Annotated in this window: 15 protein-coding genes and 1 pseudogene; 8 read left to right on the forward strand and 8 right to left on the reverse strand. The window is 59.1% G+C overall.

Features of this window, described 5'->3' with window-relative positions:
* The first annotated feature begins 793 nt into the window (after positions 1-793).
* Both HWX53_RS25930 and ligD read left to right on the forward strand, forming a co-directional pair.
* On the forward strand, positions 794-1,081 hold the full coding sequence (locus HWX53_RS25930; protein WP_175946302.1) for a hypothetical protein: 288 nt from the start codon (positions 794-796) through the stop codon (positions 1,079-1,081).
* An 88-nt stretch (positions 1,082-1,169) separates the two neighbouring features.
* Positions 1,170-3,046: pseudogene (ligD, locus tag HWX53_RS25935) on the forward strand (DNA ligase D).
* A 31-nt stretch (positions 3,047-3,077) separates the two neighbouring features.
* Here ligD and HWX53_RS25940 read toward each other — a convergent pair.
* The 3 genes from HWX53_RS25940 to HWX53_RS25950 form a co-directional block, all read right to left on the reverse strand.
* On the reverse strand, positions 3,078-3,299 hold the full coding sequence (locus HWX53_RS25940; protein ID WP_175946304.1) for a hypothetical protein: 222 nt from the start codon (positions 3,297-3,299) through the stop codon (positions 3,078-3,080).
* Between the two features lie 118 nt (positions 3,300-3,417).
* Complete coding sequence (locus HWX53_RS25945) at positions 3,418-4,389, reverse strand: SOS response-associated peptidase family protein (RefSeq protein ID WP_175946306.1); 972 nt, start codon at positions 4,387-4,389, stop codon at positions 3,418-3,420.
* Positions 4,390-4,437: 48 nt separating this feature from the next.
* A complete protein-coding gene (locus HWX53_RS25950; protein WP_175946411.1) occupies positions 4,438-4,791 on the reverse strand; it encodes a hypothetical protein in 354 nt (117 codons plus the stop codon).
* 295 nt (positions 4,792-5,086) lie between these two features.
* Between HWX53_RS25950 and imuA the strand changes: the two genes are divergently transcribed.
* The 6 genes from imuA (at position 5,087) to HWX53_RS25980 (ending at position 12,921) form a co-directional block, all read left to right on the forward strand.
* A complete protein-coding gene (imuA, locus tag HWX53_RS25955; RefSeq protein WP_175946308.1) occupies positions 5,087-5,809 on the forward strand; it encodes a translesion DNA synthesis-associated protein ImuA in 723 nt (240 codons plus the stop codon).
* Complete coding sequence (locus HWX53_RS25960; protein WP_175946310.1) at positions 5,733-7,223, forward strand: DNA polymerase Y family protein; 1,491 nt, start codon at positions 5,733-5,735, stop codon at positions 7,221-7,223. The genes imuA and HWX53_RS25960 overlap by 77 nt, the downstream gene beginning before the upstream one ends.
* A gap of 20 nt (positions 7,224-7,243) precedes the next feature.
* Positions 7,244-10,426 carry an error-prone DNA polymerase gene (locus HWX53_RS25965; protein WP_175946312.1) on the forward strand — a complete coding sequence of 1,061 codons (3,183 nt, stop codon included), beginning with the start codon at positions 7,244-7,246 and terminating at the stop codon, positions 10,424-10,426.
* A gap of 261 nt (positions 10,427-10,687) precedes the next feature.
* On the forward strand, positions 10,688-11,695 hold the full coding sequence (locus HWX53_RS25970; RefSeq protein WP_175946314.1) for a hypothetical protein: 1,008 nt from the start codon (positions 10,688-10,690) through the stop codon (positions 11,693-11,695).
* Positions 11,696-12,105: 410 nt separating this feature from the next.
* Positions 12,106-12,252: a hypothetical protein gene (locus HWX53_RS25975; RefSeq protein ID WP_175946316.1), complete on the forward strand. Its 147-nt coding sequence runs from the start codon at positions 12,106-12,108 to the stop codon at positions 12,250-12,252.
* Between the two features lie 27 nt (positions 12,253-12,279).
* The gene (locus tag HWX53_RS25980) at positions 12,280-12,921 is read left to right on the forward strand and encodes a hypothetical protein (protein WP_175946318.1); all 642 of its coding nucleotides are present in this window, start codon (positions 12,280-12,282) and stop codon (positions 12,919-12,921) included.
* A gap of 116 nt (positions 12,922-13,037) precedes the next feature.
* On the opposite strand, the gene HWX53_RS25985 is transcribed toward HWX53_RS25980, so the two are convergent.
* The 5 genes from HWX53_RS25985 to HWX53_RS26005 all read right to left on the reverse strand — a co-directional run bounded on the left by HWX53_RS25985 (position 13,038) and on the right by HWX53_RS26005 (position 19,806).
* Entirely contained in the window at positions 13,038-14,303 is a 1,266-nt protein-coding gene (locus HWX53_RS25985) for a hypothetical protein (RefSeq protein ID WP_175946320.1), read from the reverse strand.
* Positions 14,304-15,576: 1,273 nt separating this feature from the next.
* Positions 15,577-16,563 (reverse strand): caspase family protein, encoded by a 987-nt coding sequence (locus HWX53_RS25990; protein ID WP_175946321.1) that lies wholly within the window; start codon positions 16,561-16,563, stop codon positions 15,577-15,579.
* Positions 16,563-16,934 carry a hypothetical protein gene (locus HWX53_RS25995; RefSeq protein ID WP_175946323.1) on the reverse strand — a complete coding sequence of 124 codons (372 nt, stop codon included), beginning with the start codon at positions 16,932-16,934 and terminating at the stop codon, positions 16,563-16,565. The genes HWX53_RS25990 and HWX53_RS25995 overlap by 1 nt, the downstream gene beginning before the upstream one ends.
* A gap of 206 nt (positions 16,935-17,140) precedes the next feature.
* The gene (locus tag HWX53_RS26000) at positions 17,141-17,665 is read right to left on the reverse strand and encodes a hypothetical protein (protein ID WP_175946325.1); all 525 of its coding nucleotides are present in this window, start codon (positions 17,663-17,665) and stop codon (positions 17,141-17,143) included.
* A gap of 521 nt (positions 17,666-18,186) precedes the next feature.
* Positions 18,187-19,806 (reverse strand): ATP-binding protein, encoded by a 1,620-nt coding sequence (locus tag HWX53_RS26005; RefSeq protein WP_244140283.1) that lies wholly within the window; start codon positions 19,804-19,806, stop codon positions 18,187-18,189.
* Positions 19,807-20,019 lie beyond the last annotated feature (213 nt).

A 20,019-nucleotide genomic window follows, 5' to 3' on the forward strand; every position in this document is an offset into this window, starting at 1 on the left:
CGGTCGTTGTAGACGTTTCCAGAAGAGGGTTTCGACGCTTGCACGAAGCGCCTACGACTGGCAACGGGGCCGTTCGCTGACGCGGGTCTCACTGGAAAAGAAAAAGCCCACTCGGAAAGAGCGGGCTGAATCCATATCGGTGGACATGGAGGAGACGAACTTAGTATAAACCCTTATCGAAACCGTGCAAGCGCTTTTGCTCCGTCTGGCCACCGTCCATCGCGGCATCTGGGGCGACATTTGCCTGGGTTCTTTTTCTGTCCGTCGGTGAGTGCGAGTCCGGCGAGCGCCAACGACCTCCACCGCTCCCCCCGCAACCGTGGCTACCGCTCGCGGTTCGTTCCCTGGGCTTGGCCCCCGCTGGCTGCAAGGAGTGTCCCTCCCGGAGGCTTACCCTGAGCGCCGAGCCGGCTTGCTGGTTGCCTCCAGTCCGTGCTCTCGGACTGCGACCGTCAACCCGCACGCCGAGTGTCGGTTTCAATGGTGATAATTCGTATTATTAGGATTAGCTTTAATGGTACGTCGCGCCTGCAATCGTTAGTACAACGAGCGATCCGCGTCGATGGATGGGGAGCGGCAACTGCGGCTCGGTGGACGCAAACAGACGCAAAGAAAACCCGCTCAGTTGAGCGGGCAAAATCGATATCGGTGGACATGGAGTAGACAACCCCAGTATAAACCCTTATCGCTCACCCGGAATTCCTGTTCCGAGCTGTCTTAGATGTGCAACGCCTCGTCGTTCCCGGTTCCCCCGGGCGCAACGCTTGCGTAATTAAGTGCGGGAGGCGCCGCCATGAAAGCGACTACATTCTTGGAACAAGCCAAACGGGAAGCGCAGCTCGTCGATGCCCTGTTGGTTGCGCGATATGCGCTCGTCATCCATGACGGCATGACGCTGCTAGGCGACGATGAACCGCCGGCGCGCTGGCGAATTCGCTTCGATCGCGAACTCCAGTGCATCGATGGAGCCCTCCAGATGGCCGGGATTGACACCACTCAGGCGCTTCATCCGCCGAATCTTTATTGGAAGGACGATGACGCTGATGACGGCGGTGGCTTGCCGCCGGGCGCGGACGACTGAGATGGGGCGCTGGAGCGGTTCACGCGCGACACGCGTGCGCGCACCTGACGCGCTGCCTGGCGGAATGCCAGCGCTGATCGAGCCGCAAATGGCGACGCTGGTTGAACGTCATCCTGGCGAAGGCGACTGGTCCTACGAGATCAAGTTCGACGGCTATCGCATGCTCGCGCGCATCGAACGGGGCGACGTCAAGTTGGTCACGCGCAACGGCCACGACTGGACTGAGCGCATGCCGCGGCTGCGCGCTGCGCTTGAGGCCATACCCGCCGACACCGCATGGATTGACGGCGAGGCGGTCGTCCTTGATGCGACGGGCAAGCCCGACTTCAATGCACTGCAGCACGCTTTCGACCGGCGCAGTACAGCTGACATCGTTCTCTTCGTCTTCGACCTTCTCTGGCTTAACGGCACCGACATCCGTGAACAGCCGTTGCGAAAGCGCCGTGCATTGCTCCACGAGTTGATGAAAAGCGTTGAAAACCCGCTCCTGCGTTATTCGGACGATTTCGCCGAGGATCCGGCCTCGCTCGTGGCTTCCGCCTGCAAGATGCAGCTCGAAGGCATTATCGGCAAGCGGGCCGACGCGCCCTACCGGTCCGGACGCTCCAACGACTGGATCAAGCTCAAGTGCAATCTGAGACAAGAGTTCGTGGTCGGCGGGTTTTCGCGTGTCAAGGGCGCGAAATCAGGCGTGCGCTCCTTGTTGCTGGGCGTCTACGATCCAGATGGCGCCCTCCGGTACGCCGGGCACGTTGCACCCCACCTCACGCCCGGGCGAAGCGCTGCCTTCAGCAAGCGCGCTCAGGCTTTGCAGCAGGCGCAACCGGCCTTCTATAACGCGCCGGAACCCGAGCGCGATCGCGAGTTTTACTGGCTCAAGCCTGACATCGTGGCGGAGGTCGCCTTTCTTGAATGGACGCCCAACGGTGAAGTCCGCCATCCGGTCTTTCATGCGCTGCGCGAAGACAGGCCTGCCCGTGCGGTGACGGAAGAAAAGGTCATCGCCGAACCGCGGGTCGAGGGTCCCGAGCAAATCGGCTCGACCCGCGAAAGGCCCGGTCCGCGCGGGACAGTCATCGTGGGCGACATCAAGATCAGCAACCCGCAGCGCGTGATGGATCAGGCGTCAGGCCGCACCAAGCTCGACATCGTGCGTTACTACGACGCGATCGCCAAGTGGGCCCTGCCGTATCTGCATGCCCGACCCCTTGCGCTCGTGCGCGCGCCCGACGGCATTGCCGGCGAGCTATTTTTTCAGAAGCACTCCGAGCGCGCCCGCATTCCCGGCATCGAAGAGCTGCCCGTCAGTCTGTATCCGGGACACAAGCCGCTGCTCGTGGCGAATACCGCGGACGCGCTGGTCGGACTCGCTCAGATGAGCGTCGTCAGATTCACTCATGGAATGGCGCGGCGCCTGATCTGGAGCATCCGGATCGCGTCATCTTCGATCTCGATCCCGACCCAGCCTTGCCATGGTCGGCCATGTTGGAAGCGGCAGCGCTCGTGAAGGTGGTGCTGGATGAGCTGGGATTGCGCTCGTTCGCGAAAACCAGCGGCGGCAAGGGCTTTCACATTGTCGTGCCGCTCAACCGGCGACAGGGATGGGACGAAGTGAAACTGTTCTCGCAAGCGGTCGCCCAGCACATGACACGCGTGGTGCCGCAGCGTTTTTCAGCAGTCCTCGGTCCGAAGAATCGAGTGGGCAAGATCTTCATCGACTATTTGCGCAACGGTCGAAGCGCGAGCACGGTCGCCGCATTTTCCGTGCGCGCACGCCCCGGCATGGCGGTGTCGATGCCGGTCTCATGGGACGAGCTGAATGACGTGAGGAGCGGCAACCAATGGACGATGGCGCAAGCCATCCACCGACAACGGACGCTCACCACCGATCCGTGGGAAGACTACTGGCGCACGCGGCAAGGAATCACCGCCGCGATGCGCCGGGCGGTCGGCATGAAGCGCTAGACAAGCAGCACTTCACACGGTAGATCGTACACTAACCGCGCACCTCGGTGCCCTTCAGTTCCCCATGCTTATGCGAATGGGTCGCCCCGTATTTCAGCTCGAAGTGAGCGCCTTTGCCGCTGCGCGTCGGCGGGAAGTGCTCGCCCTCCACACACGTCACTTCGAAGGTGTCTTTGCCATCGTCGTGAACCACCGAATAGATACCCGACACCTTGACGATTTCACCGGGCTTATACGAGTTGTCACCTGCCATCGTCGCCTCTCCTGAGAAAAGAACAACGACAGTCGAGCAAGGAGCGTTCCGAGGTTTCCAGCCAAGCATCGCCGGACAAGCATCACCGCTGCTTGCCACCACGCCACCAACGCCACCTCTACGCCGCGAGCCGATGCTCGTAGTAAGGCCGGTCTCGGTCTTCCAGAATGGCATCGAGCGCGGCGAGGTCGGACGCCTGCGGATTCAACCAGGCGTCGACGTGCTCTCGCTTGATCGGCACGATGCAGCGGTCGTGACCCGCAGCTTCGACCTCGGCAGGCGGTTCATCCGTGATGGCGGCGAACGACAACAGATCCGGCTGACCGGGCGCGGTCCACTTGGACCACAGGCACGCGACCATCAGCAGCTGGCCGTTGTTGGGACGAAACTCGAGAACGACGTTCTCGCCCACCGCCTGCGGTCCGTCATGCTCTTCGAACAAGGTGTTCTCGCACTTCGCGCGCGTGACGTTCTCGTAGAAGACGTCGACGAGCAGCAGGCCGTGCGTATGGCCAAAACACGGCTTCCAGAAATTGTCCAGGCTGTCGCGCCGCGCGTTGTATGTCCCTGGATATTTGATGTCGTAGTTCGCAGGTTTGCCCGCGATGCGGCATTGATAGCGCATCGGCTTGACGACATACTGCCCGTCTTCGACCACGAGCACGGGCGCGTAGTAGCCGGGAAAAATGCGTGAATCACGCGGTTCCGGCTCGCAACGACCGAGATCGGTAAGGCGCCGTAGCGCGGCATCGATCTTGTCCGTGGCAATGCGCTTGCTCTCGGTTGCCGCTTTGGTCACCTTCGTCTGCAGCGACCGCTCTGCATCCGCCAGCCGTGTGCGTTGCTTGAACAGATCCTGTTCGAGCCGGGTTGCCTGTTCCGCGTTGTACCGGTCAATGAACGTCTTGATCTGACGCTCGTCATCGGTCGCGGGTTGCCGAAAGGCGTCTTCCATCGCCTTCGGGATTTTTGCCTTGCTGCCCTCGGAACGCTCCCAGAACAGTCGCGCAAACTCACGGATGTCCATCTGTGCGCCGAACATCTTCACGTAGCGGCGATAGTCGGCCTGGATTTGCGCTGAGTAACACATGCGTCAGATTCCCCATTGTTGTGATGGCGAACGCCAAGGCGCCGGACGTCAGAGCGCCTCTTTGCACAGCGCCAGCATCTTCTTGATGACGGTGCACGAATAGTTCAGTTGCATGTCACCCGTGAAGAGCGCCTGGACGTTCGACTGCCGCACTGCGATGCCGGCGCCTTTCAGGTCTCGTTTGGCGATCTTAAGCGCCAGTTGGCCGAGGCGCACGCGCTCGAGCCAATCCATCCAGAGGTGGTTGCGTCGCAGCCAGAGGCGGCAGCTCTCCACGAGATGATCGACTCGCCACTCATACGTGAGCGAATGGGAGGCCGCCACGGTCGCGACCAGGAAGCACAGCAGTTCCGCGCGCGCGTCCGACCCATCCATCACATCGTTGATATCTGATCCGGCCATACGTCGTTTCGTTTCCTTTGCTTCGTTTCCTGATGGCGTTGCTCGCTTCGATTGCAACGCTCCATCGCAATTGCGGGCGCAGGGGCCGGAATCAACATGACGTTGCATTCCCGCACGCGGCCAGAGGCGCCGCCATGGCTTGTTACCGATTGGCCCTGCCAGCGCCGTCTTGTTTCCCAGCGCAGTAACGAATCAGGATAGTCGCCCTGCCGGGCCGCAGCGACAAAAAAGGGCGCAATACCGCGTTGCGAATTTCGAGGTAAAGTACTGTACATATATACAGTACTTATGCACAATGGCGGCCCTGCTCAAACATGTCGAGTCCATTCATCCGAACCTGTGGCTCGGATCGCAGTTGGCGCGTGCCTACGGCAAGACCGTCGACACCGGCTACGCGGCGTTGTCGGCGGAACTGCCCGGCGGCGGCTGGCCGCTGGGTGCGCTGGTGGAATTGCTGGTCCAGCAGCCCGGCGTGGGCGAAATGCGTTTGATGCGCCCGGCGCTCGCACGCGTCGCTCATGATGCTCAGCGGCCCGTCGTGCTGCTGCAGGCGCCGCACGTGCCGAACGCGCTGGCGTTCTCCTACCTCGGCGTGCCACTCGAGAAGCTGATGTGGCTGCGTGCGTCGAAAACAGCCGACGCCTTGTGGTGCGCGGAACGCGTGCTGCAGGCCGGGACTTGCGGTGCGCTGCTGGTTTGGCAGCAGCACATCCGCTCCGAGGCGTTGCGACGCTTGCATCTGGCCGCCCAGGCGACTGACACGTTGCTGATTCTGGTGCGGCCGCTTGCCAGCGCCCAGGATGCGTCGCCGGCGAGCTTACGGCTTGGCGTTCGACCGGCAGAGGGCGGGATTGCCGTCGACATGATTAAACGACGCGGCCCCAACCGAACGGAGCCCTTGTCCGTCTCCCTACAACCGTCGCCGATTTTGCTGAGTCCCTATGGCCGTATTCGTCGCCATTCACTTGCCCCGGCTGTCGCTGGAGGTGTTCAGACCGAGGTGGTCGCCTCCGTCTGAGCACGGGTGCGTGGTGCTCGAGCGCGACAAGGTCATCGTCCTCGATGCGGTGGCAAGGGACGCGGGCGTGCGCGTGGGAATGAAGCGCGGCGGGGTCACGACGCTCGCGTCGGAGGCGCTGATGTTTGATTGCAGCCCGGAGCGCGAACACGAGATGCAGCGCGAGGTGGCCATCGCGCTGCTGCGGTTTTCGCCGCAGGTGGCCGTGTGTGGAGAGGAAACCATCGTTGTTGACGTCACCGCGAGCCTGCGACTCTTCGGCGGCATCCTGCGCGTGTGCGGCGAAATCAAGGACGTCGTCAAGACCATCGGCGTCACCGCGCGCATGAGCGTCGCGCCCACCGGCCGCGGCGCCTGGCTGCTCGCAAAGGCCGGCCGGCGGCGGGTGCTCAAAATGCGTTCGCTTGAACGTCACTTGGGCGCCTTGCCGTTCATGGTGGTGCCGGAGCTGCAGCCGTTCGCCGACTGGTTCAGTGGACTGGGCTGCCGCGTCCTGGGCGATATCCAACGCCTGCCTCGTGCAGGCTTGAAGAAAAGGTGTGGCGTGGACCTACTCGATTCCCTGGACCGGGCCTATGGCCTGGCGCCTGAACTGCACGAATGGCTCGAACTACCGCCGACCTTCAGCGCACGCGTCGAGCTACCTGATCGCGTCGAGCATGCCGAAGTCATCCTCTTTTCCGCGCGGCGACTCGTCGTGCAGCTCTGCGGGTGGCTCACCGCCCAGCAACTGGCGCTCACGCATGCCACGATCACGCTCGAACATGAACGCGGACGGCAGGCTATCGAGCCGACGCTCATCGAGATCGCGCTCGCGGAGCCAACCTGGCATGAAGAACATCTGGCTCGCCTCTTGAAGGAGCGGCTCGGGCGCACCGAGCTCGAAGCCGCGGTGATCGCCGTGCGGCTGACGGCCTCGGACGTGCGAGCGGCTGAACCGCCCAGCGATTCGCTGTTCCCCGAGCCCGGTGGCTCCGCGCAAGACCATAACCGGCTGCTGGAGCTACTGGCGGCACGCCTCGGCCCCGAAAATGTACTGCGGCCCGCGCCCGCACCGGATCATCGCCCGGAGCACGCCAATCAGTGGGTGCCGGTGCAAGGCAGCCCAAGGACGCACGCCGCGACCCTCGCGCCCTCCGCCCTCCCCGCGCCTGATGATCTACCACGACCGACCTGGCTGCTGCATGTGCCGTTGCGCTTGATGGTCAAGAACCATCGTCCGTTCTATGGTTCGCCGCTCAAGCTGGTGTCGACCGGCGAACGGATCGAGGCCGGATGGCATGACGGCGCGCTGGTGACGCGCGATTATTTCGTCGCGGAAGCCGACGACAAGAGTTGCTACTGGATCTACCGGGAGCGGCCGAGCGTCAAGACCGAAGAGACGCGCTGGTTCCTTCACGGCCTATTTGGATAAGCGGATAAGCAGGTGGCATTGTGGAGTTTCCCTCATCGGCCCTGCCCGAGTACGCGGAGCTTTTCGCGTTCAGTAACTTCTCGTTCCTGCACGGTGCATCGCACGGTGAGGAGCTGGTGCTGCGCGCGTCGCAACTCGGCTACGCGGGACTGGCCATCACCGACGAGTGCTCGGTCGCGGGCGTCGTGCGCGCGCATGTTCAGGCCAAGGAAGAAAAGCTGCCGCTCGTCATTGGCTCGTATTTTCGTCTGGTCCAGGCGAGTCACGGTGCGGATGGCGGTCCCAAGAACCGCCCCGCTTTTGGCCTGATCTTGCTCGCGCAGAACCGCGAAGGTTACGGCAACCTGTGCGAACTCATCACGCTGGCGCGCATGCGGGCGGCCAAGGGCAGCTACCTGCTGACACCCGACGATCTTGCCCGGCCGGAACCAAGCTACTCGCATTTAAAGGGCGCTCCAGACTGCCTTGCGATCCTGGTGCCGGACTTTCCGGCGAACGAAGCGACGCTGACGGCGCACGTCGACTGGCTGCGCCACACTTTCCCGGCGCGTGCGTGGATCGGGCTCACGCTGCATCAGCGGGCGATGGACGACATCCATCGCGGCATCGTTGAACAGGTGGCGTTGCGAGCCGGGATACCGGTCGTGGCCACCGGCAACGTCGTGATGCATGTGCGCTCACGCAAGCCCCTGCAGGACACCATGACGGCGATTCGCGTCGGCAAACCCGTTGCCGAATGCGGGTATGCGCTCGCGCCCAATGCCGAGCAGCATTTGCGTTCTCGCTTACGGCTCGCCAACCTGTATCCGCCGCATGCGATTGCCGAAACGTTGAGGATTCTCGCGCGCTGCAGCTTCTCGCTCGACGAACTGCGCTACGAGTATCCCGACGAACTCGTCCCCGAAGGCTACACGCATGAAGCCTATCTCCGGCAAGAGACCTATATCGGCGCGCACCGGCGCTTTCCTGCCGGCGTTCCCCACCACGTGCAGCAACAAATCGAGCATGAGCTGCAGCTCATTCGCGAGCTACGCTACGAGGCTTACTTCCTCACCGTCTATGACATCGTGCGCTTCGCGCGCAGCCAACATATCCTTTGTCAGGGCCGGGGATCGGCCGCCAACAGCGCGGTGTGCTATTGCCTGGGCGTCACCGAAGTCGATCCATCTCGCGGCAACATGCTGTTCGAACGCTTCATCAGCAAGGAGCGCGGCGAGCCGCCCGACATCGATGTCGACTTCGAACACCAACGGCGCGAAGAGGTCATCCAGTACATCTACCGCAAGTATGGACGGGACCGAGCGGCGATCGCCGCAGCGGTCTCAACCTACCGACCGCGCGGCGCGCTGCGGGAAACCGGCAAGGCGCTCGGCATCGATCCGCAGATCGTCGACAAGGTCGCGAAAAGCCACCAGTGGTTCGATCACTCGCAGGATCTGCTGCGTCGCTTCGAGGAGTCGGGCCTCGATCCTGCCAATCCGCTGATTGCGATGTGGGCGAATCTCGCGGCGCAGATTCTGAACTTTCCTCGTCATCTGTCGCAGCATTCGGGCGGCTTTGTGATCAGTCGCGGCAAGCTCACGCGGCTGGTGCCGGTGGAGAACGCGGCGATGCCGGACCGCAGCGCGATCCAGTGGGACAAGGACGACCTCGAAGCGCTCGGCTTGCTGAAAATCGACATACTCGCACTCGGCATGCTGTCCGCGATTCGACGCACGCTCGATATCGTCTCGGAGCAACGCGGCGAGCGCTTCGAGATGCAGGACATTCCCGCGGAAGATGCGGCGACCTACGAGATGATTTCGCGCGCCGATACGGTCGGCGTCTTCCAGATCGAGTCACGCGCGCAGATGAGCATGCTGCCGCGTATGCAGCCCAGAGCGTTCTACGATCTCGTGATTGAAGTAGCGATCGTGAGGCCGGGACCGATTCAGGGCGGCGCCGTCCACCCCTACTTGCGGCGGCGCCAGAAGCTCGAACCGGTCACCTATCCCAGCAAGGAATTGGAGATCGCGCTGGGCCGTACGCTCGGCGTGCCGATTTTCCAGGAGCAGGTGATGCAGGTGGCGATCCTGGCCGCAGGCTTCACGCCGGGCGAAGCCGATCAACTGCGGCGCGCAATGGCGGCATGGAAGCGCAAGGGCGGACTGCAGCAATACTACGATCGCATCGTCGGCGGCATGCAGGCGCGTGGCTACGACAAGACGTTCGCGGAAGCGATCTTTGAGCAGATCAAGGGATTTGGCGAGTACGGCTTTCCGGAGAGTCATGCGGCGAGCTTCGCGCTGCTCGTCTATGCGAGCAGCTGGCTCAAGTGTCATGAGCCCGCCGCGTTTCTGGCCGCCATTCTCAACTCACAACCGATGGGCTTCTACTCGCCCTCACAGCTGGTGCAAGACGCGCGGCGTCACGGCGTTCGAATGGCACCAATCGACGTGACCATCAGCGGATGGGATTCTGTGCTGGAAAAGCGGCCCGGTCACGAGAAGCCCGAGAAACCATTAGTACGACTCGGGCTTTCGCTGCTCAAGGGCATGCGCGAGGGCGCGGCGGAGGGGATCGAAACGGCGCGCGCGGTGAAGCCGTTCGCAAGCGTGAGCGACTTGGCGCGTCGCGCGCAGCTCGATCGCCGCGACCTGCAGGTGCTCGCAGCAGCGAACGCACTCCGGTCACTGGCAGGAAATCGTCGTGAAGCGTTGTGGCAGTCTGCGGCCGCGGTGCCCGACCGCGACATTCTGGCCGATACTCGGATCGACGATGACACGCCAACGCTCGGAGCGCCGTCGGAGGCGCAGGAGATCGTGAGCGACTACAACACCGCGGGACTGACACTCGGGCGCCATCCGTTGTCGTTGCTGAGGCCGGCACTGCTTGAGCAACGGTTAATGCCCGCTTCGACCTTGCGCACGTATCGGAACGGGCGTCTCGCGCGAGGCTGTGGGCTGGTGACCGTACGACAACGACCCGGGACAGCAAAAGGCGTCATGTTCGTGACGCTCGAGGACGAAACCGGCAACGTCAATGTCATCGTATGGCCGTCGCTGCTCGAGAAGCAGCGACGTGAAGCGTTGGGCGCGGCCTTGCTCGCGGTGTACGGCACATGGCAATGTGAGGGCGAAGTCCGTCACCTGGTCGCGCAGCGACTCGTCGATATGTCCCATCTGCTTGGCGGACTGACGACGGTCAGCAAGAACTTCTGCTGACGCGTCGCGGTGCCGGCTCACGACTGGCAAATTGCGACCCACTTCGGCCGTGCATTACTTGCGGGGCTGGGCGTCTCTTGGTGAAGCGCAACGGTCGTTCTTTCCCAACACGCTGCGACACATCAGGGAGGACCCATTCATGCGTAAATATGCCGCATCAAGCTAGCGGACGCGTGATAGTACGGGGGTGCGAGGACTTAACTGGGACCGGGCGATCTCTGGCAGATAGTAGCCGACCCGAGAGCCGCTGCTCGACGACAGATGCGCGAGACTGCCAAGAAACTGATTTGGGCGGATAACGCCGATGGCCGCTCTCTCGGCGATTACGTAGGACTTATCTCGGGACTCCGTACCTGCGTTGCTCTTCGTCCGATTATGATGGAACACGTTCCCATGCGGAGAATCCCGAAAATGCCCGAAAAAGCAAAACGGTTGGCCCTACTGCCCGAGACCTTGCGCGAACTCTTCTTGAAATCTGGAAACCTCTGTGCCTTCGCTGGATGTGCCCATTTGATGATGGATGCCTCGGGAAAATTCATCGGCCAGATATGCCACATTGAAGCGGCCGGCGAAGGCGGGGAACGCTTCAATCCGAACATGACGAATGAGCAACGCCGAGGCTTCGCCAACCTCATGCTCATGTGCTATGCCCATCACGTTGAGACGAACGACGTGAAAGCCTACCCCACAGAAAAGCTTCGCGAAATGAAGGCCGATCACGAGAGGCGTTTTGCGCATCCGGACAGGGCAATTCTCGAAACACTGTCAGACTGGACTGAGACCGACGAGCCGACAACGATCAAGAACCTTCGGCGCATGAACACGGTACTCAAGTGGGGACACGAGCAGTATCAACTCGACGAAACCGCCAACGAGCTCAACGCTTATGTTGCAGAGTTTAGAAACGTTCCGATTGAACTACGCCGATTCGTGGGTGCTGTAGCTAAGCGAGCAGTGAAGATCATGAAGACGGCCGCAGTTCGTGACGATCAATGGGGAACAGAAGTGCTCGCAAGTGACCTACAGGGTGCCCTTAGATTGAGCCTGAAGGCGATCGGCGACCGGGCACGACTGCTCGAAGCGTATGGATTAGGCGATATGACGGAGTTTTTCCATGGCGACTCCCGGCCGGAACACGCTGTCCGCATTCGCGCGTTGAAGTCGGGATGGCGCCCTTGGATCGATATTGTGAACTTCTGCAACGCGGAATCCATAAGTATCGAGGTCTTTACGGACGACCTTGACTTTGCTCGGCTCGATGAGGCGTAACGATGCCTAAGCGCCCGCGGATTCCGTTCATGTATTTACTATTTATTATGCTGCCCTTCATTTAGCAAGTTCGCCTCTAAGAAGTTGATTTTGCGAACCGGCATGCTGGCTCGCGTACCAGTCGATTGCCTGTCGGGCGATGTCGAAAGGCATCTTCCCCTTTTCGCCATAGCTGCCATCTCCGTCCCTTCTTGGCGTGCGGCCGGCAGGGCACAGCGCCGGGCGCAACAAGCCGTCCGAGTGGTCTTACGGGGAGGTGCACGAGCGGCCGAGCGGCTGATTTCGCGAGCGCAAACACTAAGCCGGAGGTCGCCGCCTTGCGTGTCTTTGAACTTCGCCGCGGTGATGAAAAGCTAGCGTTGGCCCTCAGAATGTGCGCTATACCCGGGCGAGCGAGGTCCGGCGTTGACGTGACCGCCTTCATCGTCTGCGACGATAATGAGCGCGTGGGCAAGATTAACGATGTAGCGAAAAAGAACGTTGCGGTTGTGACGCGCTGCCAACAATTTTTTTGCACGCGTTTGCTTAATCTGCGACGCGCGACTACGCTGCTCTGAGCGAGGCCGACAAACGGGGAACCTAACATGGAAGCCTGCCAGACGGTAGACCTGATCGTTGCAATCAGCAGAGCCACCGTCCTGGTTATTGCGACATGCGGTGGCATCATGTCGATCGCCCTAGGTTGGAAGCTGTATAAGGACGTCATACTTTCTAAGACCGAAGGTAGTTTCAAAGCTGGAGGATGGACGATTAAGCTTGCGGGCGCCGGACCGGGTGTTTTCTTTGTCGCGTTCGGTGTCTGGCTACTGGTAAAAATCGTTGGTCAACAAGTCGAACTGAAAATCTCAAACATAGATCGCCCAACAGTGGCGAGCGCGAGAAACAGTAGACTCCTGGAAGACCTCCGTTTGCTCTCAGCAAGTCGGAGCTCGCAACCGGACGTCGTTCTCGGCATTCAGCTAATAAGTGATGAAAAGTGTCCCTCGACCAATGCATGTCCAGTTTGCCTACTTCCAAAATCTCACATAATTCGGTTCTTCGACGGACCCAAGGTTCTGACTAATGAAATGGCACGTAGCGCATTGAAGACGGCGGAGAAGAGCCTGGAGATGCAATCCCTGACTGCGCAAAATGCGAATAGTCCCTTGGCGGGGGTAAACCTCGTCGAGCAGGTCGAGGTGCTCAAGCAAATGCGCTTACTGATCCCTCCCTCAAGCGGCGACTAACCGATGTCGCTCCGCTTACCAGGTGCGCGGCTAACGCTGCACCATATTTTCCCTTTCCAAACGAGAGCGCGTTTACAGAATCAACTGCAACGTCTTGACAACCGGTATCGTCAGCACTAATGCGGGATACACCACATATTGCATTGAAATGAACTTTTGTTACGACCTGATGGAGGTAAGAATGGCTTAGTCTTATATGAGGAGAGATACAGAAGTTCGACATACGCATCGGGACAAACGTAGACGAAGCTCTCTTTCAGGGTTCGACCGTAATTGGTTCCGCACATCAAGAATGGAGACCTGAAGGCCCCAAAGCCAAAAGATTGCTGTTGTTGCGGCTCCTTAGAAAGGGATTGCTGGGCTGCGTCGGCTTGTCTTGTTATATGCTGGATCCGCGCGGCGGACCACTTTAGTTCCCTTCCCCTTAATAATGCGGAAAGCTCTGTAAGGTAGTACTCAGAACGCGACAAAGTGTTTAGGACCGTCGCGCGTACCGACGGCGCGTCCCCGCTTATCTTGGTTGCGAAATTGATCGCTGCATCGTCATCTTTTATTTCAGCTTCTTCATTTCCGCCTTCTAGACCGATATCCCCGGTGGCAATATGCCCGAATTCATGAAGCAGAACGGCACGGTAAGACCATCTGAAATACGAGAGTGCTAATTTTCCGCGCATATTGTCATAGTCAATTAAGGTCGCAGGCCTCAGGAAGTTTTTTTCAAACCAAAGTTTGAAATAAGGAAAGAACGCATACGTCAGGTGCCAGTTTCTCATTTCTGGCGATACGGAAGAGTGCACATAAAAGTCGCCGCACCGCATATAGTCGAGGCCCTGCTCAAACATGTAGAGAAAGGGTCCGGGGTTGCAATGGCCGACAGATTCCATCCGGAGGTCGTTCGCTAGATTCTCTTCAATGGCAGACCTTGCGAGGTAAGACTCGTAGGAGCTTATTATCTTATCAATTTTCCCGAAATCGGGATCTAACCTGTAACCGTAGAAAAGTTGCGCGTATGCGATGGAATCCGCCAGGTCCATTAGATACCCGTAATTCCAAATACAAAAGTGTATTACCGGAGTTTGGTTTTCCGTAATCTCTGTGTATGCCGGCGTCGATGTCTGACTGCAGATGTTCTCGTCTTTCTCCTCTGTATCGTCGTGAACTATCAGTTTCGTTCTAAGCAGTACGGTCGCTTTATCAGGCGGCTCGAAAGCTGTTATTGACGTGCGAAGCGCGTCCCAGTCATCAACTAGATATTCCTTGACAACATCGCGCCAATGGACGTCGGGTGCGTAGGCGTAATCCGCAGCGACGGGATGAGCGATGAAAAGTGCCCATATGAGCGCGGGTACTCGTATGCACGCCGAAAGCTCTCTCGTCGTCATGACCGGATACTTGGAGGTTGCCTAGTCGCCGATTGCATCGGAAAGGAGCGGACGGCGATGCCAAAGAGCGTAGCCGTCTTTTTTTATCGAGACAATCGATTTGCGCCCGACTTTTTGGACAACTCGAGGACGGGCTCCTGCATCTGTCTTCTAGCCGGTCGATTCGCTCACCTTTGGCTGCGATCGCTAGATCGTTCCTGACGATGCCGCTCCGGCAGCCAGGTGCGTCCATGGCGTCCGACGTCGGCGTGGCGAGCAAGACTATTCGCTCGGAAACTGGTTCGCTTTGCTCGGTCGCCCCTCGGTACCGACACGATCGCGCGGTGCACGTGAACTACCTACGTTCCTGGCCGTCAAGCAGCCGAGGAAAGCCGCACAATAATGTGAGTGGCTCTGCGCGGCACGGCTCGCCCAGCCGTCTCGTCACCATGCCGCAGCAGCGCCGCAACAGCCGAAAGGAGGTGTCCAATGTCTTCCTTCTCTTCATTTAGAAGGAAACGGCGATCGTTCTCGCCGCTGGCGAATCAACCCGGGATAGGGCTAAGCGCCTCTTGTCCTTAATTGGAAGGCAATGCGCTCGGCGACGGCATCTCGCATGCGACACGGAGACTTTGGCCACCGATGTAAGGGCCTTGGTTGGCGAGCGGCAGTCAGCTAACTGGTGTAGAACCGCCATTCAACTCATTCAACTTACAAGTCACGAAACCAATGAGTGGCCGTAGATGGCCGACTCCGGAATTCGAGAAGGTCGGCGTCGAATCTGTCGGGAGGCGCGTCCAGTCTGGCGCGTGGCTGCAGGGGGCTGAGTTATCCACAGAGCACGTGGATAACCGTGTCGATAACGCCCCGATGCGAGCGCTATGTTCTTGAAAGGAAACATTAAACGCCTAGTGATGCGCCGAGCGTCACGACGGCGTTATGTTAAGTGCTGGCGTGTGCTCCCGCTCTTGCAAAACCGATTGCTGACCATCTCCCTTACATAACGCGCCGCTTTAGCTCTTCGCAAGAGTGCTCAGTATCAACGGTAGGTATTTTCGCACCTGTTCGCGATCACTTTCCTTCTCTTTTTCGGTTAGGTTCATGTACTGCGTTCCGCTTTGGCGGTCCCACCGCTCAACGAGGTCAGGAGGAATTAGCAAGCTCCCGTCAGCTTGGCGGACCCCCATGCTATGCATATAAGTCTGCCAGTGCGACCACCGCTCATGCTCAATACGCGCTAACTCCTCGACAATTGAATCAAGCGCGTCTTTGATACATTGCAGTCGCCTATCACTCATATCAAGTCCTTTGCCGCCAACCGCCTATAATGCTCTCCCAAAGCGGTTAAGCGCACTGTTTTCGATTCCATGGCAGCGTGCCACATATGGGGCGCACCCTCAGGCACCAAAAGTCCGACCCGATTGAACTTTTGCAGGACCGCGAAAATCGCGGTGTGGTCTGGATCGGGGCTTGGAACACCCTGCGGATCTGTTGCCCACGAATCGTGACGTTCAGGTTCGTAGGTGGGATCCAACTGCATTTGATAGCCAGCGGTCGGAAAGAATTCCGAGATTTTCCTAAGTTCCGCAAGCTCTAGAGGCGGCTGCACTTTTCGTAAAGAGACAAACCGTTTCACGTTGGTCTTGAAAACAGGCCTCTGCGCCCACGGTCCGAGCGACTGATCCACGTGGGCGTAAACGCCGCCGGGCGTAACTTCGCCGACAAGATTGGCCGCAGCGCCTCCAAGTGCATCGACAAGCAAAGAGGTGAATACTCCTGCCCCGTTCTCCTCGGATGCATATTGCTCGTCAGTCGATGCCGTCAGAATGGTTACCCCATCGCTGATCTCTGCCACGTTCTGCTGTAGCGCACTGCCTCCTGCTACCCCGCTGTGGCAGCTATCGAGAATGATGACGCGGTTGGCGATCTTGGATTGATTCGCCATTGTCATTATCTCAGCAAGAGCCAATCCATCGTTGCCGGTCTTGACGTCGGAAGAGCAAAGGTAGCCCCCTGTCGCCTCGATGTGACCGTGACCGGCAAAATAGAGAAGCGAAACCTCGCCGTCTCCTGAGAAGAGATCGCGGATCGCGGTCCTTATTTCGTCGCGAGAGGTTGACGCTTTGTGTCCGGCGCTTGTGATGTGCCGGACGCCAAAATTCACCGAACCATCTGCATGACGGTCCAACATGGATTTCACGGCAAATGAGTCGCTTGCGCACCCATAGAGCGGCGACACATGGTCGTATGAATCGATACCGATAACGAGAGCTTTACGCATTAAAGACCGTTGATCCAGTTCGCAACATTGTCCCAGGTCCAGACCATCGTGTTCACCCCCGCAACAGCGGTGCGGTCGTCCTTATACGCCCAAATACCCCTCACGGCCTTTCCTTCGTCCTTTGCACATTGGATTTCCCATTTCTGACCGCTAGACGTCAAGGAATTCTTGCTGATGATCGCCAGTACGCCGTCTGACCGCAGAATACGTGTGCGGACCTTCTTCTTCCACTCCTCATCGTAAGCTTCCTTGACCGACATATCGATGTACTCAAAAGGGCTATCTGTATGCAACGACTGCCCTTTAATCATGTCTCGGATGCGAGCATCTTCAATCGCGAATGCAACAAAAATGACTTTCTTAGCGGCCATTACTAATGTTCCTTATCGGTCTTTTAGGTGGTTAGTATAATTTTCGCAACAAAGGCTTGGCCCAAGCAGGGCCGCACAAAATTCTGGTATCTTTACGAGTTCTCAAAACCAGACACAACGCAGAGACATGGCTACTTCGAATGATAAACCGGCCTCGCCGCGGCCAGACCCTCAGCCAGTGTACCGCGCGCCCTCTAAGGACGGGTTCAACCGGACACCCCCCAGGAATAACCCACCGCCCACGCCAGTGAAGAAATAGCAAAAACCAAGGGGCTGGCTACCGCCAGCTTCCGTATATCATTCATCCTCGAGGACAGTTCGCCATTCCGCTTGGCGGCCCGATCAATTCGATTCTGCAATCCAAGAATCTCAGATTCGCGAAGCTCACTAAGCGTGAGTTCCGGAGCATGCAGATTCCGTGGCTCATTGTAGATCTGCGGGATCGGAGAAATCATCAAACACTCTTTGACACATCTATAACACAGCCAGGTCAGCCACGCCGTAAAAGCGACCGCGCCGAACGAGTACGATGTCCAGCTATGCGCGTCGATGGCCTTGCCCGCATATGCAAGTCCACCTCCAGCGCCAGCCAGCAGGACTGTCAAGGTCGTAGATGCCTCTTTGGCAATCACGTCTGCCGAAGCGTGATGCGCTTTCAGATTTTCGATTGCGGACTTCTCAATCCAGTCAAGCCGTTCTTTTCGCTCCTTGTCTGCGTCGTAGTCTGTCATTCTGCTCGATATCCCGTCAAATTGCAGGCTATTTTACTCGGCTATTAGGCCTATTGACGTTCGTCAGGAACATCCAGCGAGCAAGGCGGTTCTGATGTAACGACCGGCATCTCGCTTAAACATCCCTCAATCTTCGAAGAGATTTCGACAGTTCAGATCCGACGATGGAGATGTGGTGGTGTGCGATGAAAAAGTGAACCGTCGAATGACTGCAGAAGCCGGCGTCCTAAGCCGATATGCGAATGTCCGCTAAGGCCCATATGCGCGAATGCGCGAATTACACGTGAGGCGGGTTTCGAACCTGAACCAGCCGTTCAAGTGACCGCGGGCTTCGCGCCCCCTCAGGGTTGGACCGCGACGTCACTTCGACTTGGGCACGGTTTGGATTAGCCTTGGCTCATTTCCGATATCTGAACCAACGTTGAGATATCGCGAAACCCTTACCTGGCGAGGGTTTGCCGCCCGCCTTGGATCGGGTCCTTGGTTCATCTCCCTGAGATAGGCGGCGATTCGCGCCAACGCTAGGAGGTGAGCGCATATCGGGCCGTACTGCGTGTCCCAGTCAATTGTAGTTTCCCGTCCTTCACCAGGCGATCCAATGTCCGTCGCACCTGTGAGCGCGGAATTTCCAGACCTACCCGCTGATGAATCTGGCTAATCCTTGTACCGGGATACCGAGCGACATCTTCCAGGATGAGTGCCGACAGGCGATGTGGTTCGATCCGCTTCAGCGTCGTCGCTGCTGCGAAGTCGAGGTTACGCAGTAGGTGCGGGTCAACGAAGTAACGCGTGGCCTGTGTGCGTCCCGCGGTCTTCACCACTTCCCAATCCACCAGTCGCGCCAACCAGGGACGAAGTGCTTCCACAGAGGCAAGCTCGAGCATGGTGATAAGCTCCCGCGCCGTGAGCGCTTCGTGCTGCGCGAGCAATCCCAAGGCGATTCGCTCACGCTGCTGAAGGTGGAACGTCTCGTCTGCCTTGGCAAGAAAGTCGATGACCTCCGGCTTCGGAATGCGTCGGCGAATCACCACCTGCACGCGGTCGTGTCTCTCGATAAGCTCAGGTGCGGGCCGCCCTTGCGATAGCAGGACCTCATACATCTTGTCGAAACCGCTTCCCTCGCGCTCCATCAGTTTCAGATCGTGGAACAGCCGCGCCAGAATCTCGTTGCGTCGAACGGTCGTGTGCAGGACGTTTTGCGGTGTCACGCCTAGCGGGAGAAGTCCCGGGTTTACGACCTCAAGGCGGTCCGGATGCAGGTTGATAAAAATGTCGCCGCGCTGCGTGTAGGGCCGATGCACGAGTGCATTGACGAGCAACTCCCGCACCACAATCTCATCGTAAGCTGGGACGTACTGACGGTAGAGGCCGTCCGGAAGTTCATACCGTTCTCGGAAATCCGGAACCTCCTTCCATACCGCTTCGACGAGTTCCATCGGACTGAGGAGATGGTCGTCCCACACCCATTTATTGATTTTCGCGCCGTTGTCGTCGTACTTGATCACTTGAATGACGGGCGCCGTCGCGAGCTGGGTACGATCGGCCTGCATGCCGACACAGAGGACGCCCATGTTCGTCAGATAATCACCGCGCACCAGCATGTAATGCTCGAGCAACTCGTCGTCGGCCTTCTCCTTCACCGACGCTTTCACCCGGTCCGACGTCCTGAGGCCGTGCACGAGCCGACGGATCTTTTCAGGGTTGACTTCACGCCGCGAAACTCGCGCCGTGCACTGGGTCTCCCAAGGCAGTGCCGCGCGTTCGCTCGCGAGCCGCAGCACATCGTCGCCGGTGACGGGCGCACTTTTGTCAGCGATGCGGATGTAGTAGCGGCCGTCGGTGGTCGACGCGACCGCCACGACGCGGGGAATCGTCAGTTCAAGATATTGCGCGCCGTTCTCGGCCGTTCTCACCTCGGGTAACGCAACAACATTGACGGTCAGCTCGCTCAGGCGACGGCGCACCAGGTCAGGCAGGTCGGCGGGAAGCACTTGTCCAGCCGGCGGCGCAGTAGCGGCGTCTTCGATGCCGATGAGCAGTCGGCCGCCGGTCGCATTGGCAAATGCCACGCAGTCCTTGGCCAACTCATTCCAGTCTGTAGACTTTCCCGTGACGACGCGCAGCGATTTCTTGTCGAGCAACTGCCCTTCTTGGCTCAAGTCCTATCCCTCGGGAAACGCATCGATTAGCGATGTGGTAATGACGGTTCGCCGTCAGGCGCGCCTCGCAACGCGGTGGACAGCACAACCCCGCCATTTTATGCTGAACCCAACGAGCAAACCCCTTCTATGCTCGAGGTTCCCGCGGACATGTGCTACCCGCCGTCTCATCTCAGCTCTTCTCGGTCGTCCAAG

It is taken from the genome of Caballeronia sp. BCC1704 (assembly GCF_902833455.1).
Lineage (GTDB): Bacteria > Pseudomonadota > Gammaproteobacteria > Burkholderiales > Burkholderiaceae > Caballeronia.